The sequence below is a fragment of the Pseudomonas sp. IT-P260 genome (genome assembly GCF_949768395.1).
Lineage (GTDB): Bacteria > Pseudomonadota > Gammaproteobacteria > Pseudomonadales > Pseudomonadaceae > Aquipseudomonas > Aquipseudomonas parakoreensis.
This window is the reverse complement of sequence record NZ_CATKPO010000039.1, coordinates 392,673-416,242: the sequence shown is the minus strand read 5'-3', so window position 1 is coordinate 416,242 and position 23,570 is coordinate 392,673. Positions and strand designations below refer to the sequence as shown.

At 60.9% G+C, this 23,570-nt stretch carries 18 protein-coding genes and 1 pseudogene; 8 read left to right on the top strand and 11 right to left on the bottom strand.

The genetic code is table 11. The features are described 5' to 3' along the window. Positions 1-58: 58 nt before the first annotated feature. Positions 59-919: a MurR/RpiR family transcriptional regulator gene (locus tag ACM6HV_RS18270; protein WP_169842436.1), complete on the top strand. Its 861-nt coding sequence runs from the start codon at positions 59-61 to the stop codon at positions 917-919. 130 nt (positions 920-1,049) lie between these two features. Here the strand turns inward: ACM6HV_RS18270 and ACM6HV_RS18265 are convergent, their stop codons facing one another. The 11 genes from ACM6HV_RS18265 to edd form a co-directional block, all read right to left on the bottom strand. Beyond that, positions 1,050-1,904: a D-hexose-6-phosphate mutarotase gene (locus ACM6HV_RS18265; RefSeq protein ID WP_414904930.1), complete on the bottom strand. Its 855-nt coding sequence runs from the start codon at positions 1,902-1,904 to the stop codon at positions 1,050-1,052. Positions 1,905-2,191: 287 nt separating this feature from the next. Continuing rightward, positions 2,192-3,541, bottom strand: a complete 1,350-nt coding sequence (locus tag ACM6HV_RS18260) for a carbohydrate porin (protein ID WP_414904929.1) — start codon at positions 3,539-3,541, stop codon at positions 2,192-2,194. A gap of 193 nt (positions 3,542-3,734) precedes the next feature. Beyond that, positions 3,735-4,895 (bottom strand): sn-glycerol-3-phosphate ABC transporter ATP-binding protein UgpC, encoded by a 1,161-nt coding sequence (locus ACM6HV_RS18255; protein ID WP_145594482.1) that lies wholly within the window; start codon positions 4,893-4,895, stop codon positions 3,735-3,737. A gap of 2 nt (positions 4,896-4,897) precedes the next feature. Further along, the gene (locus ACM6HV_RS18250; RefSeq protein WP_007969317.1) at positions 4,898-5,743 is read right to left on the bottom strand and encodes a carbohydrate ABC transporter permease; all 846 of its coding nucleotides are present in this window, start codon (positions 5,741-5,743) and stop codon (positions 4,898-4,900) included. Further along, entirely contained in the window at positions 5,736-6,644 is a 909-nt protein-coding gene (locus tag ACM6HV_RS18245) for a carbohydrate ABC transporter permease (RefSeq protein WP_003227452.1), read from the bottom strand. Before ACM6HV_RS18245 ends, ACM6HV_RS18250 begins: the two co-directional genes overlap by 8 nt. A 153-nt stretch (positions 6,645-6,797) precedes the next feature. Further along, positions 6,798-8,099: an ABC transporter substrate-binding protein gene (locus ACM6HV_RS18240; protein ID WP_007969316.1), complete on the bottom strand. Its 1,302-nt coding sequence runs from the start codon at positions 8,097-8,099 to the stop codon at positions 6,798-6,800. Positions 8,100-8,217: 118 nt separating this feature from the next. Beyond that, on the bottom strand, positions 8,218-9,477 hold the full coding sequence (locus ACM6HV_RS18235; RefSeq protein WP_414904928.1) for an AGE family epimerase/isomerase: 1,260 nt from the start codon (positions 9,475-9,477) through the stop codon (positions 8,218-8,220). Positions 9,478-9,702: 225 nt separating this feature from the next. After that, complete coding sequence (locus tag ACM6HV_RS18230; RefSeq protein ID WP_041068645.1) at positions 9,703-11,172, bottom strand: ATP-binding protein; 1,470 nt, start codon at positions 11,170-11,172, stop codon at positions 9,703-9,705. Then, positions 11,162-11,893, bottom strand: coding sequence for a response regulator (locus ACM6HV_RS18225; protein ID WP_007917879.1), 732 nt, complete (start codon positions 11,891-11,893; stop codon positions 11,162-11,164). Before ACM6HV_RS18225 ends, ACM6HV_RS18230 begins: the two co-directional genes overlap by 11 nt. A 180-nt stretch (positions 11,894-12,073) precedes the next feature. Next, positions 12,074-13,033, bottom strand: coding sequence for a glucokinase (locus tag ACM6HV_RS18220; RefSeq protein WP_145594491.1), 960 nt, complete (start codon positions 13,031-13,033; stop codon positions 12,074-12,076). Further along, positions 13,030-14,856, bottom strand: coding sequence for a phosphogluconate dehydratase (edd, locus tag ACM6HV_RS18215; protein ID WP_041068637.1), 1,827 nt, complete (start codon positions 14,854-14,856; stop codon positions 13,030-13,032). Before edd ends, ACM6HV_RS18220 begins: the two co-directional genes overlap by 4 nt. A 220-nt stretch (positions 14,857-15,076) precedes the next feature. Between edd and gap the strand changes: the two genes are divergently transcribed. The 7 genes and pseudogenes from gap to ACM6HV_RS18180 all read left to right on the top strand — a co-directional run. Then, the gene (gene gap, locus ACM6HV_RS18210; RefSeq protein WP_145594494.1) at positions 15,077-16,078 is read left to right on the top strand and encodes a type I glyceraldehyde-3-phosphate dehydrogenase; all 1,002 of its coding nucleotides are present in this window, start codon (positions 15,077-15,079) and stop codon (positions 16,076-16,078) included. A 181-nt stretch (positions 16,079-16,259) separates the two neighbouring features. Continuing rightward, positions 16,260-16,778: an RNA polymerase sigma factor gene (locus ACM6HV_RS18205; protein ID WP_041068631.1), complete on the top strand. Its 519-nt coding sequence runs from the start codon at positions 16,260-16,262 to the stop codon at positions 16,776-16,778. Positions 16,779-16,902: 124 nt separating this feature from the next. Next, positions 16,903-17,868: a FecR family protein gene (locus ACM6HV_RS18200; RefSeq protein WP_414904927.1), complete on the top strand. Its 966-nt coding sequence runs from the start codon at positions 16,903-16,905 to the stop codon at positions 17,866-17,868. Positions 17,869-17,990: 122 nt separating this feature from the next. After that, on the top strand, positions 17,991-20,576 hold the full coding sequence (locus ACM6HV_RS18195) for a TonB-dependent receptor (RefSeq protein ID WP_414904926.1): 2,586 nt from the start codon (positions 17,991-17,993) through the stop codon (positions 20,574-20,576). A 109-nt stretch (positions 20,577-20,685) separates the two neighbouring features. Next, positions 20,686-21,282, top strand: a complete 597-nt coding sequence (locus ACM6HV_RS18190; protein ID WP_414904925.1) for a biliverdin-producing heme oxygenase — start codon at positions 20,686-20,688, stop codon at positions 21,280-21,282. Positions 21,283-21,445: 163 nt separating this feature from the next. Further along, positions 21,446-21,841: a YbaN family protein gene (locus tag ACM6HV_RS18185; protein WP_145594502.1), complete on the top strand. Its 396-nt coding sequence runs from the start codon at positions 21,446-21,448 to the stop codon at positions 21,839-21,841. A gap of 314 nt (positions 21,842-22,155) precedes the next feature. Beyond that, positions 22,156-23,463 (top strand): annotated as a pseudogene (locus tag ACM6HV_RS18180) (chemotaxis protein); the annotation flags it as partial. Between the last annotated feature and the right edge of the window lie 107 nt (positions 23,464-23,570).

Below are 23,570 nucleotides of genomic sequence, written 5' to 3'. Positions count from 1 at the left end.
AATTTGCATAGCCCGGCGCACCTTTGCGCAGGTGAATTAGGAATTCCATATGGACCGCGTGCGAAATTTACTGGAACAGATCCAGAGTCGCCTTGAAGAGCTGAACAAGGCCGAACGCAAAGTCGCCGAGGTGATCCTGCTCAACCCGCAGCAGGCCACCCGCTTCAGCATCGCCGCCCTCGCCCAAGCCGCGTCGGTGAGCGAGCCGACGGTCAACCGTTTCTGCCGTTCGTTCGGTGTCAGCGGCTACCCTGAACTCAAGCTGCAACTGGCGCAGAGCCTGGCCAGTGGCGCGGCGTATGTCAGCCGCGCGGTGGAGGCCGATGACAATCCCGAGGCGTACACGCAAAAGATTTTCGGCAGCGCCATCGCTTCGCTGGACAGCGCTTGCCAGGCGCTCGATCCGAACCTGATCAGCCGCGCCGTCGACCTGTTGATCCAGGCGCGGCAGATCCACTTTTTCGGCCTCGGTGCTTCGGCTCCGGTGGCGCTGGATGCGCAGCACAAATTCTTCCGTTTCAATCTCGCCGTCACCGCGCATGCGGATGTGCTGATGCAGCGGATGATTGCGTCAGTGGCGCACACCGGCGAACTGTTCGTGATCATTTCCTACACCGGGCGCACCCGCGAACTGGTGGAAGTGGCGCGCATCGCCCGGGAGAACGGCGCTTCGGTGTTGGGCCTGACCGCGGAGAATTCGCCGCTGGCCAAGGCCAGTACCCTGAGCCTGAACATTCCGCTGCCGGAAGACACCGACATCTATATGCCGATGACTTCGCGGATCATTCAATTGACCGTGCTGGATGTGCTGGCGACCGGCATGACATTGCGTCGCGGGGTGGATTTCCAGCCGCATCTGCGCAAGATCAAGGAGAGCTTGAATGCCAGCCGGTATCCGGTGGGTGACGAGTTCAACTGAGGCCTGATAATTCTTTATTGAATGATCCGGCCACATCGCGAGCAGGCTCGCTCCCACATTTTGAATGCATTTCCCTGTGGGAGCGAGCCTGCTCGCGAAGAGGCCAGTCGCTTCACCGCATGGCTTTGAATCAGGCAGCAGCCCACGCCTGCAAGCTCAGATGCGCCTTCTCCCCCGGCGCCAGATGCAGGCTGTCGGTACCGCCCGCCGCCGCTTCGACACAGACAAACTCCGCCACTTCATCCCAGCTCACCCCCAGCAATGGTCGCGAGCCAGGATGCCAGACCACGGTGTCGCCGCTGCCACCGGTATCGATGCACAATTCGCGCTGCCAGGCATGATCCTTGAGCTGCAATTCGCCGTCGTGCTGGAACACCCGCTGACAACCGCCCTCCACGCGCAACTCACCTTCCTGCTGGCAGGACTGGCGACTCAACTGGTCATAACCCTGCGCCCCTTCGAGCCCAGACAGCGCTATCTCACCGACATCGCCAATACGCCAGTAAGCATGCAAAGCCTGGCTCAACTGGCACGGCATGTCGTCCTGATGCTCGGTGCTCAGGCGTAACTCCATGCGTTCACCGAGATGCGCATGCAGGTCGACCTGCCAGTCGCACAGCTGCAATTGCCAATGCAGGCGCACGCCATCCTCGGCACTGCTGCTGTCGATCAGTTTCCAGTCGAGCAGTCGCGCCCAACCGTGAGAGGGCCAGGCGTTTTCGCTCGGATGGCGGCCATACCACGGCCAGCACACCGGCACACCACCGCGAATGGCGCCCACGTGCGGCCACTTCGCCGCGCACCACAACCACGGTTTCTGCCCGCGCGGCTGAAAGTGCAGCAACTGCGCGCCCTGCCGACTGAACACCGCCTGACACAGCGGATGGTCGATCACCAGCACATCGCGCATCTGATAGCGCTCCCAGGCAAACACCGGTCGTTCGCGCAGGGATTTGAAGAAGCGTTGCAGCGGATGCTCATGCATTGGCCACGGTCCTGAAAATCATGGGGGTACTCAACAATCCACATTGCTCTTGTGGCAAGGGAGCTTGCTCCCGCTGGGCTGCGAAGCGGCCCCAAAACCATTCACTGCGGTGTGTCATTTAAACCTCATCATCAGGATTTACGACTGCTGCGCAGCCGAGCGGGAGCGAGCTCCCTCGCCACAAATGGGTACGACACAAACCTTGTATACGAGTGTCGCAAAAAAAAGCGGACAGCCTGGGCTGTCCGCAAATATGCGCACATGGAGAGGAGCTTATCGCAGACGCGTCAGAACGTAGACTGAATTTTCAGGCCAGCGACCAAAGCGTTGTCCACGGCATCAACACCGCCCGGGTGAGTGATGTACTGCAGGTTAGGACGCACGGTCAGCCAGTTGGTGACGTGGAAGCCGTAGTTGATCTCGTAGTTGTATTCGGTTTCACGAATCGGCGAGAACACCGGATTGTCGTAATCCGAGACACCGTTGGAGGCATTCAGCAGTTCGGCGTTTTTCTTCACGTCATCGTTGACGTGGATACGCGCCGCGCCAATGCCGACGTCATCCTTCGGACGGGCGTCGAACGGGCCTTTGTAGACAAACATCACCGACTGGTAGTTATCGATGAAGTTGGTGTCCTTGTCGTGGAAGGTCGCGTTGGCGGCAATGTTCAGACCGCGGCTGGCATCACCGTTGTGGCTGGTGAGTTGCTGCTGCGCGACGAACCAGTAGCCGTGTTTGCTGCTGTGGGTCTTGTAAGCGTCGCCAGTGGTCGCTGCGTCGAAACCGTTGACGTCTTCACGCACGTCATTGGCGTCAGCGGTGCTCTTGTAGTAACCGATGCGGTATTCGCCCGGCAGGCTGTTGACCTTCGGCGACCAGACCAGTTCGACTGGCAGAACAGTCCCTTTGGTGCCGCTGCCGCTGAGCTTGAAGCCGTTGCCGTGTTCCAGCTGCGACGGGTTCTGGTTGTACGCACCGATCTGCGCGTAGAGCTCGTCGTTGATATTGTACTTCACGCGGATCGCGGCCTGGCTGACCGGCCAGTTGTACCAGATGTTGGTCGCCCAGTTACCCACTTGCGAGCCGCAGAACGCCAGGTTCTGGAAGTCGCACGGGAAGGTGTTGAAGTCTTCGCCCTCACCGAAGTAACCGGCCTTGACGTCGAGTTTGTTGTCGAAGAACTGGTGCTGAATCCACAACTGGGTCAGACGCACCATGTGGCCACGGCCGTAGACTTCCTGCGAAGACGACAGAGTGCCGGCACGCGGATCGCCAATACGATCGTTGGAGATGTTCTGACCGTTACGGTTGGTCAACTGGATCTTGGCCTGAGTGTTGTCCCAGCCCCAGAGTTTTTGCAGGTCCAGCGCCACGCCCAGACCGAACTGATCGCTGTAGCGACCGGTCTTGTCGTCGTTGTAGCCGCCATGCAGGTTGGCACCCATTTCCCCAACGTAGTCGGCCTTGATGTCGATACCCTGCTCGATCAGCTTGGTCCGCTCGCCACCCCAGTCACCGGTCATCCATTTCGAATCGGAGCTGAACGCATCCGCAGCCATTGCATTGCCGGCCAGCACCAATGCCGCCGCGGCTGACACTTGGCAGATCAACCGGGCATTGACGTGTTTCTTTTTCATCCCTACATCCTCGTCTTTATTGTTATTAACTGTTTTTTTCCAACGCGGTTTACATAAATTGCGATGGATTACAGGCCATCCACCGCGTGCTCCCTTGTGGGAGCGAGCCTGCTCGCGAATGCGATGTATCAGGTGACATCAATGCTGGATGTCAGACCGCTTTCGCGAGCAGGCTCGCTCCCACATTTGTTCCTCAGCGACCTTTGAACTGCGCGACATTTGCCGACCGCGCTTCGGTCTGCGCCTGGCCCGCAACGCCCAGACGCTCGCCAGTGTTGGCATCGAACAACAACACTTTCGACGGATCGAATTGCAGGGTCAGGGTTTCGCCCACCTGCGGCGCCACGTCCGGTGCCAGGCGGCAGCAGACCTTGGTTTCGTTCAGGTTGACGAACACCAGGGTGTCCGGACCGGTCGGCTCGGTGACCTGCACTTCGGCCTTGATGCTCGGCAGGCCATTGCCCTCGCCGTTCGCCAGGACAATCTGTTCCGGGCGCAGGCCGAGGATCACTTCGCGATCTTCCAGCCCTGCATCCTGCATGCTCATCGGCAGTTCGCAACGGGCCTGGCCGCTGTCGAGCAGCGCCAGCAGACGACCGTCCTTGCGTTGCAGACGCAGCGGGATGAAGTTCATCGGCGGCGAACCGATGAAGCTCGCCACAAACAGGTTGGCCGGGTCGTTGTAGATCTCTTTCGGCGTGCCGAACTGCTGAATGATGCCGTCCTTCATCACCGCCACCTTGTCGCCCAGGGTCATCGCTTCGATCTGGTCGTGGGTCACGTAAACGGTGGTGGTTTTCAGACGCTGGTGCATCAGTTTCATTTCGGTGCGCATCTCGACGCGCAGCTTGGCGTCGAGGTTCGACAACGGTTCGTCGAACAGATAGATCTTCGGCCGCCGCGCCAACGCACGGCCCATTGCCACACGCTGTTGCTGACCACCGGAGAGCTGGCCCGGCTTGCGGTTGAGCAGGTGTTCGATCTGCAGCAGCTTGGCCACGCGCGCGACTTCTTCGTCGATCGCCGACTGGCTCATCTTGCGAATTTTCAGACCGAACTCGATGTTCTCGCGCACGCTCATGGTCGGGTACAGCGCATAGGACTGGAACACCATGGCGATGTCGCGATCCTTCGGGCTCATGCCGCTGACGTCCTGGTCGCCGATCATGATCGCGCCACCGGTGATGGTCTCCAGGCCCGCGATGCAGTTCATCAGGGTCGACTTGCCGCAGCCCGACGGGCCGACCAGGATCAGGAATTCACCGTCCTTGATCGACAGTTCGATGTTCTTCAGGGTGTCCGGCAGGCCGGCACCGTAGGTCTTGTTGACGTTGCGAAGTTCGAGCGTTGCCATGATTACCCCTTGACTGCGCCGGCCGTCAGCCCGCGCACGAAATACTTGCCTGCGACCACATAGACCAGCAGGGTCGGCAGGCCGGCGATCATCGCCGCTGCCATATCAACGTTGTATTCCTTGGCGCCGGTGCTGGTGTTGACCAGGTTGTTCAGCGCCACCGTGATCGGTTGCGAATCACCGCTGGAGAACACCACACCGAACAGGAAGTCGTTCCAGATCTGGGTGAACTGCCAGATCAGGCAAACCATGATGATCGGGGTCGACATCGGCAGAATGATCTGCCGGAAAATCGTGAAGAAACCCGCGCCATCCAGCCGTGCTGCTTTGATCAGCGCATCGGGAATGCTCACGTAGTAGTTGCGGAAGAACAGCGTGGTAAACGCCAGACCATAGACCACGTGCACGAACACCAGGCCGGTGGTGGTGCTCGCCAGGCCCATCTTGCCGAGGGTGAACGAGGCCGGCAGCAGCACGGTCTGGAACGGCAGGAAGCAACCGAACAGCAGCAGACCGAAGAACAGCTGCGAACCGCGGAAGCGCCAGAACGACAGCACGTAACCGTTCAACGCGCCAATGGCAGTGGAGATGACCACGGCCGGCACGGTGATCTTGATCGAGTTCCAGAAGTAACCATCCACCGTGGCCCAGGCCTTGACCCAGCCGATGCCGCTGACCACGGTCGGCCAGCTCAGCAGGTTGCCGGTGCTGATGTCTTCCGGGGTCTTGAAGCTGGTCAGCAGCATCACCACCAGCGGAATCAGGTACAGCAGGACCGCGAGGATCAGCACCGCGTAGATCGCCACACGACTGAGGCTGAACGCGGGTTTGGCAGCGAGACTAGTCATGACGCTTGGTCCTCAGCTCGGAGTACAGGTAAGGCACGATGATCGCGAGAATCGCACCGAGCATCAGAATCGCACTGGCCGAGCCCATGCCCATCTGACCGCGACTGAAGGTGAAGGAGTACATGAACATCGCCGGCAGGTCGGAGGAATAACCCGGGCCACCCGCCGTCATCGCCGCGACCAGGTCGAAGCTCTTGATCGCGATGTGGGCGAGGATCATCACCGCACTGAAGAACACCGGACGCAGGCTTGGCAGCACGACTTTCCAGTAGATGGTCGGCATGCTCGCGCCATCGATCTGCGCGGCACGAATGATCGACTGATCGACCCCACGCAGGCCGGCAAGGAACATTGCCATGATGAAGCCCGAGGCTTGCCACACGGCAGCGATCACCAGGCAGTAGACCACGCGATCCGGGTCGATCAGCCAGTCCAGACGGAAGCCTTCCCAGCCCCAGTCACGCAACAATTTGTCCAGGCCCATGCCCGGGTTGAGCAGCCATTTCCACGCGGTACCGGTGACGATCATCGAGAGCGCCATCGGGTACAGGTAAATGGTGCGGATAAAGCCTTCGCGACGGATGCGCTGGTCGAGGAACACCGCCAGCAGCACACCGATCACCAGCGTAATGCCGATGAACATGCCACCGAACACCGCGAGGTTCTTGCTCGCCACCCACCAGCGATCGTTGTCGAACAACCGCGCGTATTGCGCCAGGCCGGCCCACTTGTAGTTGGGCAGGAACGTCGAGGTGGTGAACGACAGCACGAACGTCCACAGGATGTAGCCATAGAAGCCCACCAGCACGATGAACATGCTCGGCGCCAGCACCAGTTTCGGTAGCCAGCGCTGCAGTGCATCGAACGGCGAGGCTTTGCTGAACACAGCAACAGAACTCATGGGGAAATCCAGTACAGGGAATAAAAACTACAGTGAGGTCCCTTGTGGGAGCGAGCCTGCTCGCGAAAACGGTGTGTCAGTCGACGGATGTAGCAACTGACATGACGCCTTCGCGAGCAGGCTCGCTCCCACAGGGTTCGAGCCTGCTTTTAGTTATTTGGCCGACTGAACCGCCGCGCCCAGTTTCTTGGCCGCATCGGCCGGGTCGGCTTTCGGGTCGTTGATGTAGTTGGTCACGACATCAAAGAACGCGCCCTGCACCGCCAGCGTGGTCGCCATGTTGTGCGCCATGCTCGGTTGCAGGCCGCCGGACTTGGCGTCAGCCAGGAAGTCCTTGGCAGCGGTCTGTGCGCAGGAGTCGAAACCGAGTTTGTCCATGTTGTTCAACATGTCGTTACGTACCGGGATCGAGCCTTTGTTGATGCTGAAGACTTTCTGGAAGTTTTCCCCCAGCACGACTTTGGCGATGTCTTGCTGACCGGCCGCAGTGCCTTTGTCTTTCTGCTTGAACACCGCCAAGGAGTCGATGTTGTAGGTGAACGCCTTGTCGGTGCCCGGGAAGGCTACGCACTCGTAATCCTTGCCGGCGACTTTCTTGGCGGCGGTCCATTCGGACTTGGCCCAGTCACCCATGATCTGCATGCCGGCCTTGCCGTTGATGACCTTGGCCGCTTCCAGGTTCCAGTCCTGACCCTTGCCGTCGGCGTCCATGTAGGTCGCGACTTTCTTCAGCTCGGTCAGCGCCTTGACCATTTCCGGGCCGGTCAGCGCCTTGTTGTCCAGGTCGACCAGGGCTTTCTTGTAACCATCAACGCCCATGACCGAGAGCACCACGGCTTCGAACACGGTGCTGTCCTGCCAAGGCTGACCGCCGTGAGCCAGCGGGATGAAGCCCGCAGCCTTGAGCTTGTCGCCGGCGGCGTAGAATTCTTCGAGGGTGGTCGGGTTCTTGGTGATGCCGGCTTTCTTGAAGACTTCCGGGTTGATCCACAGCCAGTTCACGCGGTGAATGTTCACCGGTACGGCCACGTAATCACCATCGTACTTCACGGTATCGGAGACTTTCTTGTCGAGCAGGCTGTCCCACTTCTCTTCTTTGGCCACGTCCTTCAGGACGTCGGTGTCGAGCAGACCGGTGGAGGCCCATTCCTGAATATCCGGGCCTTTGATCTGGGCCACGCCCGGCGGGTTGCCGGCCACGGCGCGGCTCTTCAGCACGGTCATGGCCGTGGCACCGCCACCGCCGGCGACAGCGCCGTCTTTCCAGGTGAAACCGTCTTTTTCAACTTGCGCCTTGAGCACATCGACAGCGGCTTTTTCGCCACCGGACGTCCACCAGTGCACGACTTCGACCGAACCTTTGGATTCGGCAGCGGACACACTGAGAGGCAGAATTGCGAGCGGGAACAGGGAGGCGACAGAAATGACAGTAGCGAGGCGAGAAATCGCATTCATCTGAGATGTACCTTTCTTGTTGTTATGCATGCAAGTCTGGTGCTTGCGCTGCACAGGAGTTTAAACAGGACGATTCCCTTCGCAGGTAACGAAGGGACGCGCGAATGTCACCACATGGTTACACAGGAACAGCCCGGGATATTTGCGCCAGAGCCGTTGCCATACTCGGTGACAAGGGTAGACGAGGGATCAACACCGCTTGCCACGCGTGGTAGAGATCGGGTTTGCCCGGCCAGATATCGGCGCTCGGACGGTTTTGCGGATCGAGTTCGTGGTGCCAGCTGCCATCGCAGCGATCGATGAAATGGCCTTCACAGAATTCCCAGAACAGCCGGTACCAGGTCTCGTATTGCGCATCACCGGTGCGTTTGAGCAAGGCGCTGGCCGCCGCGCTGGCTTCGGCATGGGTCCAGTGCAGACGATGACGCACCACGGCTTTGTTGTCCCAGTCGAGGGTGTAGACGATGCCCGGCGCGCCATCGACATCCCAGCCGTGTCGGCAGTTCTGCTCGAAGAGTTTTTGCGCATCGGTCGCCAGCCAGCCCGGCGTGAGCATCCCGGCCTGGACCCGCGCCGCTTCGAGGTGCAGCAACAGTCGCGCCCACTCGAAACCGTGGCCCGGGGTGGTGCCGTAAGGGCGGAAGCCGTCAGCCGGATTGTCGTGGTTGTACTCGCGCAGCGGTTGCCAGTCGCGGTCGAAGTGTTCGATGACCATGTAGCCGTTGGCGGCGGCGTGACCGTGGATAACCCGCTCGACAATGCGCTGCGCACGCACCAGCCAACGCGGGTCTTCAGTGACATCGGCCAGCGCGAGGAATGCTTCGGTGGCGTGCATGTTGCTGTTGGCGCCGCGATAGGCCTCTTCTTCGCGCCAGTCGCGATTGAAGAATTCGCGCATGGCGCCCTCTTCTTCGCTCCAGAAATACGTGTCGATGATGTCGATCGCATCATCCAGCAATGCCTGGGCGCCGGGACGTTGCGCGACCACCGCCGAGCTGGCCGCGAGCGCGACAAAGGCATGCAGATAGGCATTCTTGCCGGTGTTGCCATCGCGGTGTTCGGCGACCGCAAACCAGCCGCCGTGCAGCGCATCCCGCAATGGACCACGCAGGGCCGCAATGCCGTGATCAACCAGTTCGGCAAACCCCGGCAGGCCCTGAATGTGGGCCATGGCGAAGCTGTGGGTCATGCGCGCGGTGTTCATGGTTTCGGCTTGCGCGTGCGCCGGCAGATGGCCGCGCTCGTCGAGGTTGCCGAAACCTTCCGGGAGTCTTGAAGCCTTGGCAAAGTCCAGCAAACGCAGGCCTTCGTCGGCGAGCCATTGCTGGTGGGCAGGGGCATTCAGCCAACTGCTGAAGCCTGGGTGAAAGGTGTCCATGAGTGGCCCTTTTTTGTTGTTATGACTGCGGGCAGTCTAAACAACGGGCCGGGGTGGGCTTGTAACGAAGGGGACGGGTTTTGTCACCAGCTCGTGACACTTGTGTTCGATGGACCGACGCCTTCGCGAGCAGGCTCGCTCCCACATTCGACTGCATTCTTTCAGTTGAAACGCAATCAACTTGTGGGAGCGAGCCTGCTCGCGAAGAACGATAACTCGGTCTGACTAATCAACACTGCGCGGCAACTGCAACGTCACCCGCAACCCGCCCTCACGCAGGTTCTGCAACGTCACCTCACCACCATGGCTGTGGGCAATGTTGCGCGCAATGCCCAAACCGAGACCATAGCCTTGCTGCTGCCCGGCCAGGCGAAAGTGCGGCTCGAACACCTGCTCCAGCCGCTGCTCCGGTACGCCCGGGCCTTCGTCGTCGACGTGCAGGACAAACGCGCGCTCATCGTCATCGATGTGCAGGTGCGCGTTCTGCCCGTACTTCAACGCGTTGTCGATGAGGTTGCCGATGCAGCGTTTCAACGCCAAAGGCTTGCCTGGATACGCCGCCAGCGCCTTGCCTTGCAGGGTCACGCGGCCATTACCGTTGGGCGCCAGGTACGGTTCTACGAGGCAGTCGAGTACATGATTGAGATCCACCGGCTCGATGTTCTCGTGGATGTCGGTGTCTTTCACGCATTGCAGCGCGCCCTTGACCAGCAACTCCAGCTCATCCAGATCGCGGCCGAACTTGGCTTGCAGCTGCTCGTCTTCGAGCAACTCGACGCGCAAACGCAGGCGAGTGATCGGCGTGCGCAGGTCATGGGAAATCGCGCTGAACAACTGGCTGCGCTCGGTCAGGTAGCGGCTGATGCGTTCGCGCATGGTGTTGAACGCACGGCCCACTTCCACCACTTCACTACCGCCGCCCTCGGCCACCGGCTCGACATCGGCGCCCAGCGACAGATCCCGCGCCGCCCGCGCCAGACGCTTGAGCGGCCGGCTCTGCCAGTGCACCAGCAAGCCGATAAACAGCAGCAAAAAGCCGCTGGTGAGGACGATGAACCACACCTGCTGCGCCGGCAGGCCTTGCTCTTCAAGACTGGTGTAGGGCTCCGGCAGCAACGAGGCGATGTACAGCCACTCGCCCGGGGCCATTTGAATCTGCGTCACCAGCACGGGCGGATTCACCGGTTCCAGGGTCAACGCGTAATGCGCCCACGAGCGCGGCAGCTCATCGAGTTTCAGCCCGGCATTGAAAATCCGCAGATCCTCGGGGCTGACGAAGGTCACCGAAATATCCGTGTCATGGCCCAGCGACTGGCGCAGCACTTCATCCACCGCTTGAATCACCGCAGCCTTGCGCGGGGTGATCGGCAGCACGTCCATGCCCAGCGGCTTGTCGTTGAGCGTCACCACGAAACGGGTGCCGCCCATGCTGCGCAACTGGTCGAGCACCAATGGCCGATAGGCTACTGGCAACGAGCGGAAATAACTGACGCTGGCGGTCATCGAATGGGCGAGGCTGCGGGCACTGGTGACCAGGCCCTCGAGCTGGGTGGCGCGCAGTTGCGAAACCCAGATCACGCTCGACAAGGTCTGTGCAAACAACACCGCCAAAAGAGTCAGCAGCAGCATGCGCCCGAGCAGCGAACGCGGCACCGGCACTGTGTTGGCGAGCCTGCGCAGCGACTCAGTGAGCATTGCCGGCAACCACATTGGCTGCCAGTTGGTAGCCACTGCCGCGCACGGTGCGGATCAGCCGTGGCGGTTTTTCCGTATCGCGCAGGCGCTGGCGCAAGCGGCTGACGGCCATGTCGACAATCCGGTCGAGCGGCATCAGGTCGCGGCCACGGGTGGCGTTGCCGATGGTGTCGCGGTCGAGAATTTCCTGCGGATGATCGAGAAACAACTTCAGCAACGCGAAGTCGGCGCCGGAGAGAATCACTTCTTCGCCGTCGGTGTGGAACAGTCGATGGCTGACCATGTCCAGCCGCCACTCGTCGAAGGCCAGCACGTCGCTGCCGCTGCGTTCCTGACCGAACTGCGCACGCCGCAGCAAAGCCTTGATTCGCGCTTGCAGTTCACGGGGGCTGAAAGGTTTGCCGAGGTAGTCGTCAGCGCCGAGCTCCAGCCCGATCACGCGGTCGGCTTCGTCGGAACTGGCGGTGAGCATGATGATCGGCACCTGCGCCTGACGCGGATGCTGGCGCACCCAGCGGCACAGGCTGAAACCGTCTTCATCGGGCAGCATCACATCGAGGATCACCAGATCGCTCGGCGCCTCGTTGAGGGCCTGGCGGAAACTGGCGCCATCGGCCGTGGCCCGCACCTGAAACCCGGCGCGGGTCAGGTAGGTTTCCAGCAACTCGCGTATTTCCTGGTCGTCATCGACCAACAATATCGACTTGTTGACTGAGCTCACTTCGAAGGCATCCTTGTTGTTGGAATTGGGGCGGATTATGCCTTAAGCATCGAACTTGCAAACACCACAGAACCCCCTGTGGGAGCGAGCCTGCTCGCGAATCGGTTTTAACATTCAACAGATCTGTTGACTGACACACCGCTTTCGCGAGCAGGCTCGCTCCCACAATAGGATTGCATTTCAGGTCGGGATTGCTTGCTCCAGTGCCACGCCGGCACCGACAAGACCGGAATACGGCGCCGTCACCAGCCACACCGGAATGCCCTTGAAGTAATCACTCATGCAGCCCTTGTCGGCGAAGCTGCGGGCGAAACCGCTTTCGACGAAGAAATCGGCAAAGCGCGGAATCACCCCGCCCACGATGAAGACCCCGCCACGAGCCCCGGTGGTCAGCACGTTGTTGCCGGCCACGCGGCCGAGCCAGCAGCAGAACTGTTCCAGCACTTCCAGCGCGATCGGATCGCCAGCCAGACCGGCCGCGGTAATCGCTTCCGGCGTATCAAGCTTTGGTTCATGCCCATCCACCGCACAGATCGCCCGATACACCCGAGGCAAGCCACCACCGCTCAGCGCCGTTTCTGCGCTGACGTGTCCGATTTCGTCGTGGATGTGCTGCCAGAGCTGGGTTTCACGCGGACTGCTCAGCGGCAGATCGACGTGCCCGCCCTCGCCCGGCAGCGCGGCAAACCGGCCTTCGCCCAGATCGAGCAAGGTACCGACACCCAGCCCCGTGCCCGGACCGATCACCACCGCCGGGCGCAACGGCTCCGGCGTGCCGTCGCAGACCACGCGGAATTCCCCGGGCTGCAAACGGGTCATGCCCAGCGCCATCGCCGAGAAATCGTTGATCAACAGCAGTTGTTCGACCTGCAAGGTCTTGCAGAACGCCGTGCGACTCAAGCGCCAGTGATTGTTGGTGAATTTGAATTCATCCCCACTCACCGGCCCCGCCACCGACAGGCACACCGAACCGATCGAACCCGGCACCAGACCGAGGCCGCTCAGGTACAGGCTGATCGCCTCTTCCGGGCTGGCATGGTCGGCTGTGGCCAGCACCTGAACCGATTCCAGTTGCTGGTTTTTCCACAACGCGAACCGCGCGTTGGTGCCTCCGATATCACCGACCAAAGCCAGTTTCAATTAAGCGTCTCCAGGGCAGAAGTGAAGGCGCTGGCGCCCTGCTCCGCCGAGCTGAAGGCCAAACGCATGAAGCCAAACAGTTCGCGACCGCTGCCGATATTGTTGCCCAACAGGCCTTTGGCGGGTTCGCGCGCTGCAAATTCGGCGGCGTCGACCTTGAGTTCCAAAGTGCCTTTGACGCCATCGACGCGGATGATATCGCCCTCTTGCACCCGCGCCAAAGCACCACCGACATACGCTTCAGGGCTGACGTGAATCGCCGCCGGGATTTTCCCCGACGCGCCGGACATGCGCCCGTCGGTGACCAGCGCGACTTTGAAGCCACGATCCTGCAGCACGCCGAGGAACGGCGTCATCTTGTGCAGCTCGGGCATGCCGTTGGAGCGCGGGCCCTGGAAGCGCATCACCGCGACAAAATCCTTCTCCAGCAAACCGGCCTTGAACGCGTCGGCCAGGTCCTGCTGATCCTGGAACACCATGGCTGGCGCTTCGACGATCTGGTTTTCCAGCGCCACCGCGGAGACTTTCATCACCCCGCGACCGAGGTTGCCTTCCATCACCCGCAGACCGCCCTCGGCGGAAAATGCACGGGCGACCGGACGCAGGATGTTTTCGTCGAGGCTTTCGGTCGGGCCTTCGCGCCACACCAACTCACCGTTATCGAGGAATGGCTCCTTGGTGTACTGGCTCAAGCCGTGGCCGAGCACGGTGTTGACGTCTTCGTGCAGCAGGCCGGCCTCGAGCAGTTCACGGATCAGGAACGACATGCCGCCAGCAGCCTGGAAGTGGTTGATGTCGGCTTTGCCGTTCGGGTAAACGTGGCTCAGGGTCGGCACGACTTCGGAGAGGTCGGCCATGTCCTGCCAGGTCAGCTGGATGCCCGCAGCCATGGCGATGGCCGGCATGTGCAGGGTGTGGTTGGTCGAGCCGCCGGTGGCGTGCAGCGCGACGATCGAGTTGACCAGCGCCTTCTCGTCGACGATTTCGCCGATCGGCATGAAGTTGCCGTTCTGCTTGGTCAGACGCGTGACCTGATGCGCGGCTTCACGGGTCAGGGCATCACGCAGCGGCGTGTTCGGGTTGACGAAAGAGGCGCCCGGCAAGTGCAGACCCATGACTTCCATCAGCAACTGGTTGGTATTGGCGGTGCCGTAGAAAGTGCAGGTGCCCGGGCTGTGGTAGGACTTCATTTCCGATTCCAGCAGCTCTTCGCGGGTCGCCTTGCCTTCGGCGTACTTCTGCCGCACGTCGGCTTTTTCCTTGTTGGAAATCCCCGAGACCATCGGCCCGCCCGGGACGAAGATCGTCGGCAGATGGCCGAAACGCAGCGAGCCCATCATCAGGCCCGGGACGATCTTGTCGCAGATGCCGAGCATCAACGCGCCGTCGAACATGTTGTGCGACAGCGCCACCGCCGTCGACATGGCGATCACTTCGCGGCTCGGCAGGCTCAGCTCCATGCCCGGCTCGCCCTGGGTCACGCCATCGCACATCGCCGGCGTACCACCGGCGAACTGGCCGACCGAGCCGATTTCGCGCAAGGCGTTTTTGATCTGCTGGGGAAACACTTCGTACGGCTGGTGCGCCGAGAGCATGTCGTTATACGAAGAAACAATGGCGATGTTCGCCGAGTTCATCATCCGCAGGCTGTGCTTGTCTTCGCTGCCACATCCGGCCACGCCGTGGGCGAAGTTGGCGCATTGCAGCTTGCCGCGCATCGGCCCGTCAGTGGCGGCGCCGCGAATCAGTGCAAGGTAAGCCTGACGCGTGGCGCGGCTGCGGGCGATAAGCCGTTCGGTGACCTCAAGAACGCGGGGATGCATGTGTAGAACTCCAGGCTAACGGATGTGGCGACCTGATTGTCTATGCTGATCAAACGCCGTTGTTGTTGGAATGACAGACGGCTTTTTTGACCATTCGGACCAGTTGATTCAGGTCACTCGTTGTAGATAAAACAAAATATTGCCACTAAAAAGGCTTGTTTTCTATTTTTATGCGAATAATCTTGTAATTCCAACAACAAAACGACGGCGGCGCTGTTCAATGACTCTTCGAATCGCAATCAATGGTTTTGGCCGCATCGGCCGTAATGTCCTGCGCGCACTGTATACCCAAGGCTATCGACAGGATTTGCAGATCGTCGCCATCAACGATCTGGGCGACAGCGCCATCAATGCCCATCTGCTCAAATACGACACCGTTCATGGCACATTCGACGCCGAAGTGGCCCATGACAATGAGAGCCTGACGGTCAATGGCGACCGCATTGCGGTCAGCGCCATTCGCAACCCGGCCGAGCTGCCATGGGCCGCAGAAAAGATTGACGTGGTGTTCGAATGCACCGGTCTGTTCACCGACCGCGCCAAAGCGGCCGCGCATCTTACTGCCGGCGCGCGCAAAGTCATCATCTCGGCCCCGGCCAAAGGCGCCGACGCTACTGTGGTTTACGGCGTGAACCACGACATTCTGCGCCAGTCGCACCAAATCATCTCCAACGCTTCGTGCACCACCAACTGCCTGGCGCCCGTGGCGCAGGTGCTGCACCGCGAGCTGGGCATTGAAAGCGGTCTGATGACCACGATTCATGCCTACACCAACGACCAGAACCTCACCGACGTCTATCACACCGACCCGTACCGCGCGCGTTCGGCCACGCAGAACATGATCCCGAGCAAGACCGGCGCCGCTGAAGCCGTGGGCCTGGTGCTGCCGGAACTGGCGGGCAAACTGACCGGCATGGCCGTGCGGGTGCCGGTGATCAATGTGTCGCTGGTGGACCTGACTGTGCAGTTGAAGAAGGAAGCCACGGCCGACGAGGTCAACGCGCTGATGAAAGCCGCCAGCCAACACTCGAAAATTTTGGGTTACAACACGTTGCCGCTGGTTTCCAGCGACTTCAACCACAACCCGCTGTCGTCGATCTTCGACGCCAATCACACCAAATCCAGCGGCAAACTGCTGAAGGTGCTGGCCTGGTACGACAACGAATGGGGCTTCTCGAATCGCATGCTGGATAACTGCCTGGCGCTCTGCAACGCGGAGTAACCGACAACTCCTTGTAGGAGCTGCCGAAGGCTGCGATCTTTTGATCTTGTTTTAAAAGCAACATCAAAAGATCGCAGCCTTCGGCAGCTCCTACATTTGTCTGCTTCGTTCAAAAACAACACTTGACCACTCGACTAGATGATAAGCATTATCATTCGCTCGAAATGGATCAGGTTCCCCCGTGAGTCAATCGCGCTTCAATCACGTCTTCCTCTCTCAGCGCACATCCCTGCTGCGTACGATCGAGCGGATGGTCAACAATCACAGCACCGCCGAAGACCTGTTGCAGGAAACCTACCTGCGCGTCACGCGGGCGTTGAGTGAGCGCGCCATCGATCACCTTGAACCCTTCGTGTTCCAGACCGCGCGCAATCTGGCGCTGGATCACCTGCGCGCGCGCAAGATCCATTCGCGGACCATGGTCGATGACGTGCCGCAGGACGTGGTGCACAGCGTCGCCGCACCCGCCAGCAGCGCCGAAGACGCCGCCCACGCCGAACAATTGCTGGAGCGCCTGAACGTGAGCCTCAGTCAACTCAGCCCGCGTCAGCAGCAGATTTTCATCCTCAGCCGCCTGCACGGGCACAGCTATCAGGAAATCGCCGACGAATTGAACGTGTCGCTCAGCACCGTGCAGAAGGAACTCAAGCTGATCATGTCGATCTGCATCGGTGTCGCCGAGCGCTTGAATGGCGCCTGAGGTCACAGGCGATTTCTGTCAGCATCAGCATCGACTGCACTGATCAGCGGGCTTTGCTACCCTTGCCCGACTTTTACGCTTCACTAAAAAAACAGCCGTGCACTGACACTGCCGAGGAAACACCGTGACGGACACCCACCGCCCGCCTTCGCCCGACACGGCGCAGGACGCCGCCCGTGCAATGGACCAGGCTCTGGACTGGCTCATCGTGCTCGGCAGTGCGGACGAAGAGCAGACCCGGCAATTTCATGCATGGCTGGCGGCCGATCCGTTGAATGCCGAGGCGTTCGCCAAGGCGCAGGCAGTCTGGGACGGGCCGCAAGTCGCCCAGTGCGCGCAAAGCCTCGCGGCCAAACCGGCGAAAGTCACCGTCCTCAAGCGGTTGCGTCCGCACTGGAAACCGTTGGCCACCGCTGCGGTGCTGATCCTCGGCCTGTTCAGTTTCAGCAATCTGCCGATGCGCCTGCAGGCCGATCACCTGACCGTGGTCGGCGAGCGTCAGCGCCTACAACTGGAGGACGGCTCCAAGGTGCTGCTCAACACCAATTCGGCCTTCTCCAGCAGCATCAATGAGCGCCAGCGCGTGGCGCGCCTGTATCAGGGCGAAGCGTTTTTCGAGGTGGCCGCCAACCGTGGCCAGCCGCTGCAAATCGATGCCGGCCCGGTGCAGGCCAGCGTGCGCGACACCGATTTCGCCGTGCGTTATCTGGACGGTGTGACACAGGTCAACGTGCAGCGCGGCGATGTCGATCTGCGCGCCACCCACAATGACGCGCGCGTGCGTTTGAGCGCCGGCGAAAGCATCCGTATCGGCCCCAACGGTTTCGATCGTCCGGCCAAACTCGATGCCGCCACCGACCTGGCCTGGGTCCAGGGCCGGTTGATCTTTGAAAACTGTCCGCTCGACAAGGTGCTGGCCGAACTGCGCCGCTACTACCCGGGCTGGATCATCAACACCAACGAGCAGTTGGCCGACGTCAACGTCACCGGCAATTACCGTCTCGACCAGCCGCTGGACGTCGTGCGTTCCCTCGCCCACATCACCTCGGCGCGCCTGCAGGAATTCCCGGCGCTGGTGATCCTGAACTAAATGAGAATTATTTTTACTCGATAGCGAAACCCCGTTCGTCTCGTTATAGCCAATGCAATTGATTCGCATCTTCGGAGGCGGATCAGCACCTATAAAGATTCGTGCGACACGGAGCGCTATCGATGTCCTCTCGCCTTACCCGCCAGACTGCTTCCCCTTCCCGCGTATTGTCGCTGCTGACGGCTGCCATCCTCATGGCCGGCACCGCACCGCTGATGGCTGCCACCGAACAACCGGCGCGCAACATGGGTGATTATTCGTTCTCGATCGGCCAGCAACCGCTGGTGTCGGCGCTCAATGCCTTTACCAGCGTCACCGGCTGGCAGGTCGGTTTGCCGGCAGAACTGGGTCAGGGCGTGTCGTCGCCGGGTGTGCGCGGGTCGCTGCCGCCGGAAAAAGCCCTGGAGCGCCTGTTGGTGGGGACCAACCTGAGCTTCCGCAAGCTGAGCAACAACAATGTGGTGCTGGAGAAGCGCAGCACCAGCGGCGCACTCAATCTGGATCAGGTGACCATCAGCGCCACCCGCCAGGAACAGTCGGTCAATAGCGTGCCGGCCACCGTCACCGTGCAGACCCGCCAGGATCTGGATCGCAAAAACGTCAACACCCTCAAGGATCTGGTGCGCTACGAGCCGGGCGTATCCGTCGGCGGCGCCGGCCAGCGTGGCGGCATCAGCGGCTATAACATTCGCGGCATCGACGGCGACCGCATCCTGACGCAAGTTGACGGCGTCGAAGTGCCGGACGGTTTCTTCAACGGCCCGTACGCCAAGACCCAGCGCAATTACGTCGACCCGGAAATCGTCAAACGCGTGGAAATCCTCCGCGGTCCGGCCTCGGTGCTGTACGGTAGCAACGCCATCGGCGGCGCCGTCAGCTACTACACCCTCGACCCGGACGACATCATCAAGCCCGGCAAAGACGTCGGCGCTCGCCTGAAAACCGGTTACAGCTCCGCCGATGAGAGCTGGCTGAAATCCGCCACGGTTGCCGGGCGTGCCGAGCAGTTCGACGGCTTGCTGCACTTCAGCCAGCGCGACGGTCACGAAACCGACTCCTACGGCAGCAACAACGGCACCGGCCTCGCCCGCACCGCCGCCAACCCGGAAGACGTCAAAGCCACCAACGTACTGGCGAAGATCGGCTGGAACTACAACGACGATTCGAGTCTGGGCCTGACCTACGAGAAGTACAAGGACGACCGCGACACTGATCAGAAAAGTGCCTACGGCGGCCCGTACTTCAACGGTGCCCCGACCATCCCCAACAGCGTGCTGCCCGGCGGCATGTACCAGTGGCGCACCGGCAACGACACCATCACCCGCGAGCGTTTCGGCCTCGAACACAGCTTCGCCCTCGACAGCCTGCTGGCCGACAACGTGAAGTGGAGCCTCAACCACCAGATCGCCAAGACCGACCAGAGCACTGAAGAGTTCTACTACCCGATGACCCGTAAAGTGCTGCGCACCCGCGACACGGTCTACGAGGAAAAACAGTGGGTATTCGATGCGCAACTGGACAAGGCCTTCGCCATCGGTGACACCGATCACGTGTTGACCTACGGCACCACGATCAAACAGCAGAAGGTCACCGGTTCGCGCAGTGGCGACGGCAAATGCCTCGCGGTCGGCCGTGGCTGCACCGCCATCGGCGCCACCAGCGCGGCGGACGTGCTGAAAAAATCCAGCGACTTCCCGGACCCGACCATCAACACCTACAGCTTGTTCGCTCAGGATCAGATCAGTTGGAACAAGTGGACCTTCCTGCCGGGCCTGCGCTACGACTACACCCAGCTCAAGCCGCACATCACTGAGGAATTCCTCAACACCGTGGCCGCCGACGGCAACGGCACCGTCAGCGACGAGAACAAGACCTGGCACAAAGTCTCGCCCAAATTCGGCCTGACCTACGCCCTGACCGATAACTACACCTGGTACGGCCAGTACGCCGAAGGTTTCCGCACACCGACCGCGAAAGCGTTGTACGGGCGCTTCGAAAACAGCACCACCGGCTACAACGTGGCGCCGAACCCGAACCTGGAACCGGAAAAAAGCAAAAGCTATGAAACCGGTCTGCGCGGCAACTTCGAGCAAGGCTCGTTCGACGTGGCGGTGTTCTATAACAAGTACCGCGACTTCATCAACGAAGACGCCGTCACTCCCGGTTACGACGAGCTGACCTTCCAGTCGAGCAACATCAAGCACGCGACCATCAAGGGCGCCGAAGTCAAAGGTCGCATGAACCTCGATGCGTTCGGCGCGCCGCAGGGCCTCTACACCCAAGGCTCGATCGCCTATGCCTACGGTCGCAACAACGACAACGGCGAGCCTCTCAACAGCGTCAATCCGCTGACCGGCGTATTCGGTCTGGGTTACGACCAAGACAATTACGGTGGCCTGCTGAGCTGGACCGTGGTGAAGAAAAAGGACCGCGTCGACGACAGCAACTTCAAGTCGCCGGATGGCGTCAGCAGCCAGTTCAAGACCCCGGGCTTCGGCATTCTCGATCTGGCCGGCTATTACAAAGTCACCGACGACGTCACCGTCAGCGGCGGCATCTACAACCTGACCGACAAGAAGTACTGGTTGTGGGATGACGTGCGCGGCTACGACAGCGTTGGCGAAGCCTCTGTAACGCAACCGGCCAACCTCGATCGCCTGACCCAGCCGGGCCGCAACTTCGCGATCAATCTGGTCTGGGACATCTGATCCGGCCGACCTCACTGCGCGTGTTTATCGCCGCGCAGTGAGCTTTTTTACGCTCAGGCGCCTTCTTGTTCGTCTCGTTATCAAGCGCCTCTTTTATCAAGGACACCCCATGACCACTTCGGAAAAAGCCCTGCGTTCACAACGCCTGAACCAGATCACCCACGAGCCGCACAGCAAGCTCGACGCCCTGGTCAAGGCCCACGCGCCGTTCGAAACCCGCGCCAACTTCGCGCGTTTCGTGGTCGCGCAGTACCTGTTCCAGTCGGAGCTGGTTGACCTCTACAACAACCCCGAACTGGCTGCCATCGTCCCGGACCTGCCGGCCCGTTGCCGCGCCGAAGCGGCCAAGGCTGACCTGGCGGACCTCGATACCGATATCCCGCCACCGGTGGCCGGTGCGCTGAAAAACCCGAGCAAGGCCCGCGCCCTCGGCTGGATCTTCGTCTCCGAAGGCTCGAAGCTCGGTGCTGCGTTCCTGATCAAACGTGCGGTGGCGCTGGAGCTGAGCGAAACCTTTGGCGCCCGTCACCTGGGTGAACCGGAAGGCGGCCGTGCCGAAGGCTGGAAAAGCTTCGTGCGTACTCTCGACTCCCTGCCGTTCACCGCCGAAGAGGAAGCCGAAATCGAGCAAGGCGCAATCGACGCGTTCAACCGCTTCACCGTGCTGCTGGAACAGGCTTACGCCACCGAAGCCGAACCGGCCTGATCCAACACCTATTCCCTGTGGGAGCGAGCCTGCTCGCGAAGACGGCAGCACATTCAACATCAAAGTGACTGATCCACCGTTTTCGCGAGCAGGCTCGCTCCCACATTGGAACTGCAACAACCTGTAAGATCGCCCTTCCGCTTCAGAAGCAACCGCTGAGCCCATGCCGCAACCCGCCACCTCAAAACTCGCTCGCCTGCTGTTCGGCCTGCTGGCCTATGTCAGCCTCGGCATTGGCCTGATCGCCATCGTCGTGCCCGGCCTGCCGACCACCGAGTTCATCCTGCTCGCCGCCTGGGCGGCGACCCGCAGCTCGCCGCGCCTGAGTGCCTGGCTGGAAAACCATCGGCTGTTCGGGCCGATCCTGAGCAACTGGCGCAACGGCAAGATCATCGCGCGCAAGGCCAAGGTCAGCGCCACCGTCAGCATGCTGCTGTGCGCGACACTGATGCTGGTGATGCTCGACCACGGCTGGCCGGTGTACCTGGCGATTGCCGGGATGAGCCTGGGCAATCTGTGGATCTGGTCGCGCCCGGAAACGATCCCGCCCCCCGCCTGACCGCCCGCTATTTTTGGCAAATGAGCTTTTGTGGTGAGGGGATTCATCCCCGATGGCTGCGCAGCAGCCACTAATCAGGCTCCGCAGAGTTTCAGTTAAAAATGGTTGTCAGGTTTTGGGCCTGCTGCGCAGTCCATCGGGGATGAATCCCCTCACCACAAAGCCTCATCACCAAAAGCTCCTCAGCGTTCATCCGGCTGAAACTTCCCTGTAATTAAGCGCCTTTTCAGCACAATCCCCTGCGCAAACGTTTAGCGCTGACCGTTCGTCGGCAAGCAACTCATGCGCCGTCGCTGCGCGCCGATGAGCAATGCATGGCGCTGAATGGATTTGGCGAACCGGGTAGTTCATCCCGTGGCCACCTGCTCATTCATTCACGAGATCGCCCCATGTTCGACTCTCTTTCCATTCGCCTGAAAATCGTCCTGCTCTCCGGTCTGTGTCTGCTCGGTGTGGTCGCGCTGATCGTCGGCATGAACATTTACCAGACCAACCAGAACGACGAACTGGTCAGCAACTCCAGCAACCAGTTGCTCACCGCCAGTGTGCAGAATCTGTTGCAGGCCAAGGCAGCCGAGCAAGCGGTGCGGGTACAGAAGACCTTTGGCGAAAGCCTGACGGTGATCACCGCGCTGGCCGACCAGATCAAGGACATGCGGGTGATGGCCGCCAAGCGTTCGCTGGACGCCGATGCCCTGCGTGAAGAGTTGAACCAGAGCCTGAAAACCGCGTTCGAGCGCAACGACAAAGTGCTCGGCATCTGGCTCGCCTTCGAACCCAACGGCCTCGACGGCAAGGACAGCGAGTTCGTCAACGATGCCGCGCGCCAGTCCAACGAAGCCGGGCGCTTTGCGACCTACTGGAGCCGCGCTGCCGGCTCGGCGCTGAACACGATCATGGTCGAAGAAGACATGACCAAGACCACCCTCAGCGTCAGCGGCACGCCGTATAACAGCTGGTACACCTGCCCTCGCGACAACAAGCGCACCTGCCTGCTCGACCCGTACGCCGACACCGTGGGCGGCAAGGAAATGTTGATGACCACCATTTCCGTGCCTCTGATCGTCGACGGCAAGGCCATCGGCGTGGTCGGCGTCGACATCGCCCTTGATGCCCTGCAAGCAGCGGCGGTGGACTCCCAGCGCGACCTGTTCAACAACGCCGGGCACATGCTGATCGTCTCCGGCAGCGGCGTACTCGCCGCCGACAGTTCCGACGCGACCAGGGTCGGCAAAAAAATCAGCGATACCCTCGGCGCCGACGGCAAGGACGTGCTGCAACTGGTCAGCAGCGGCACGCCGAAGATTCTTGAACAGGGCGAGTTGATTCGCGCGGTGTACCCGGTGGATCCGATTGGCAACTCGCGGGCCTGGGGCGTGGTCATCGACCTGCCGAAACAGGTGCTGCTGGCCGACTCGGTCAAGCTGCAAGCGGTGCTCGACGATGCGCAGAAAAGCGGTTTGATCAGCGCGTTGCTGGTGGCCGTGGTCGCAGGTCTGGTCGGTTTGCTGCTGATCTGGCTCACCGCCTCGGGCGTGACCCGGCCGATCAACAGTGTCGCTGAAATGCTGAAGAACATCGCCAGCGGTGAAGGCGATCTGACCCAGCGCCTGAACTACAGCAAGAAGGATGAACTGGGCGAACTGGTGAACTGGTTCAACCGCTTCCTCGACAAGCTGCAACCGACCATCGCCCAGATCAAACAGAGCATCACCGAAGCGCGTGGCAC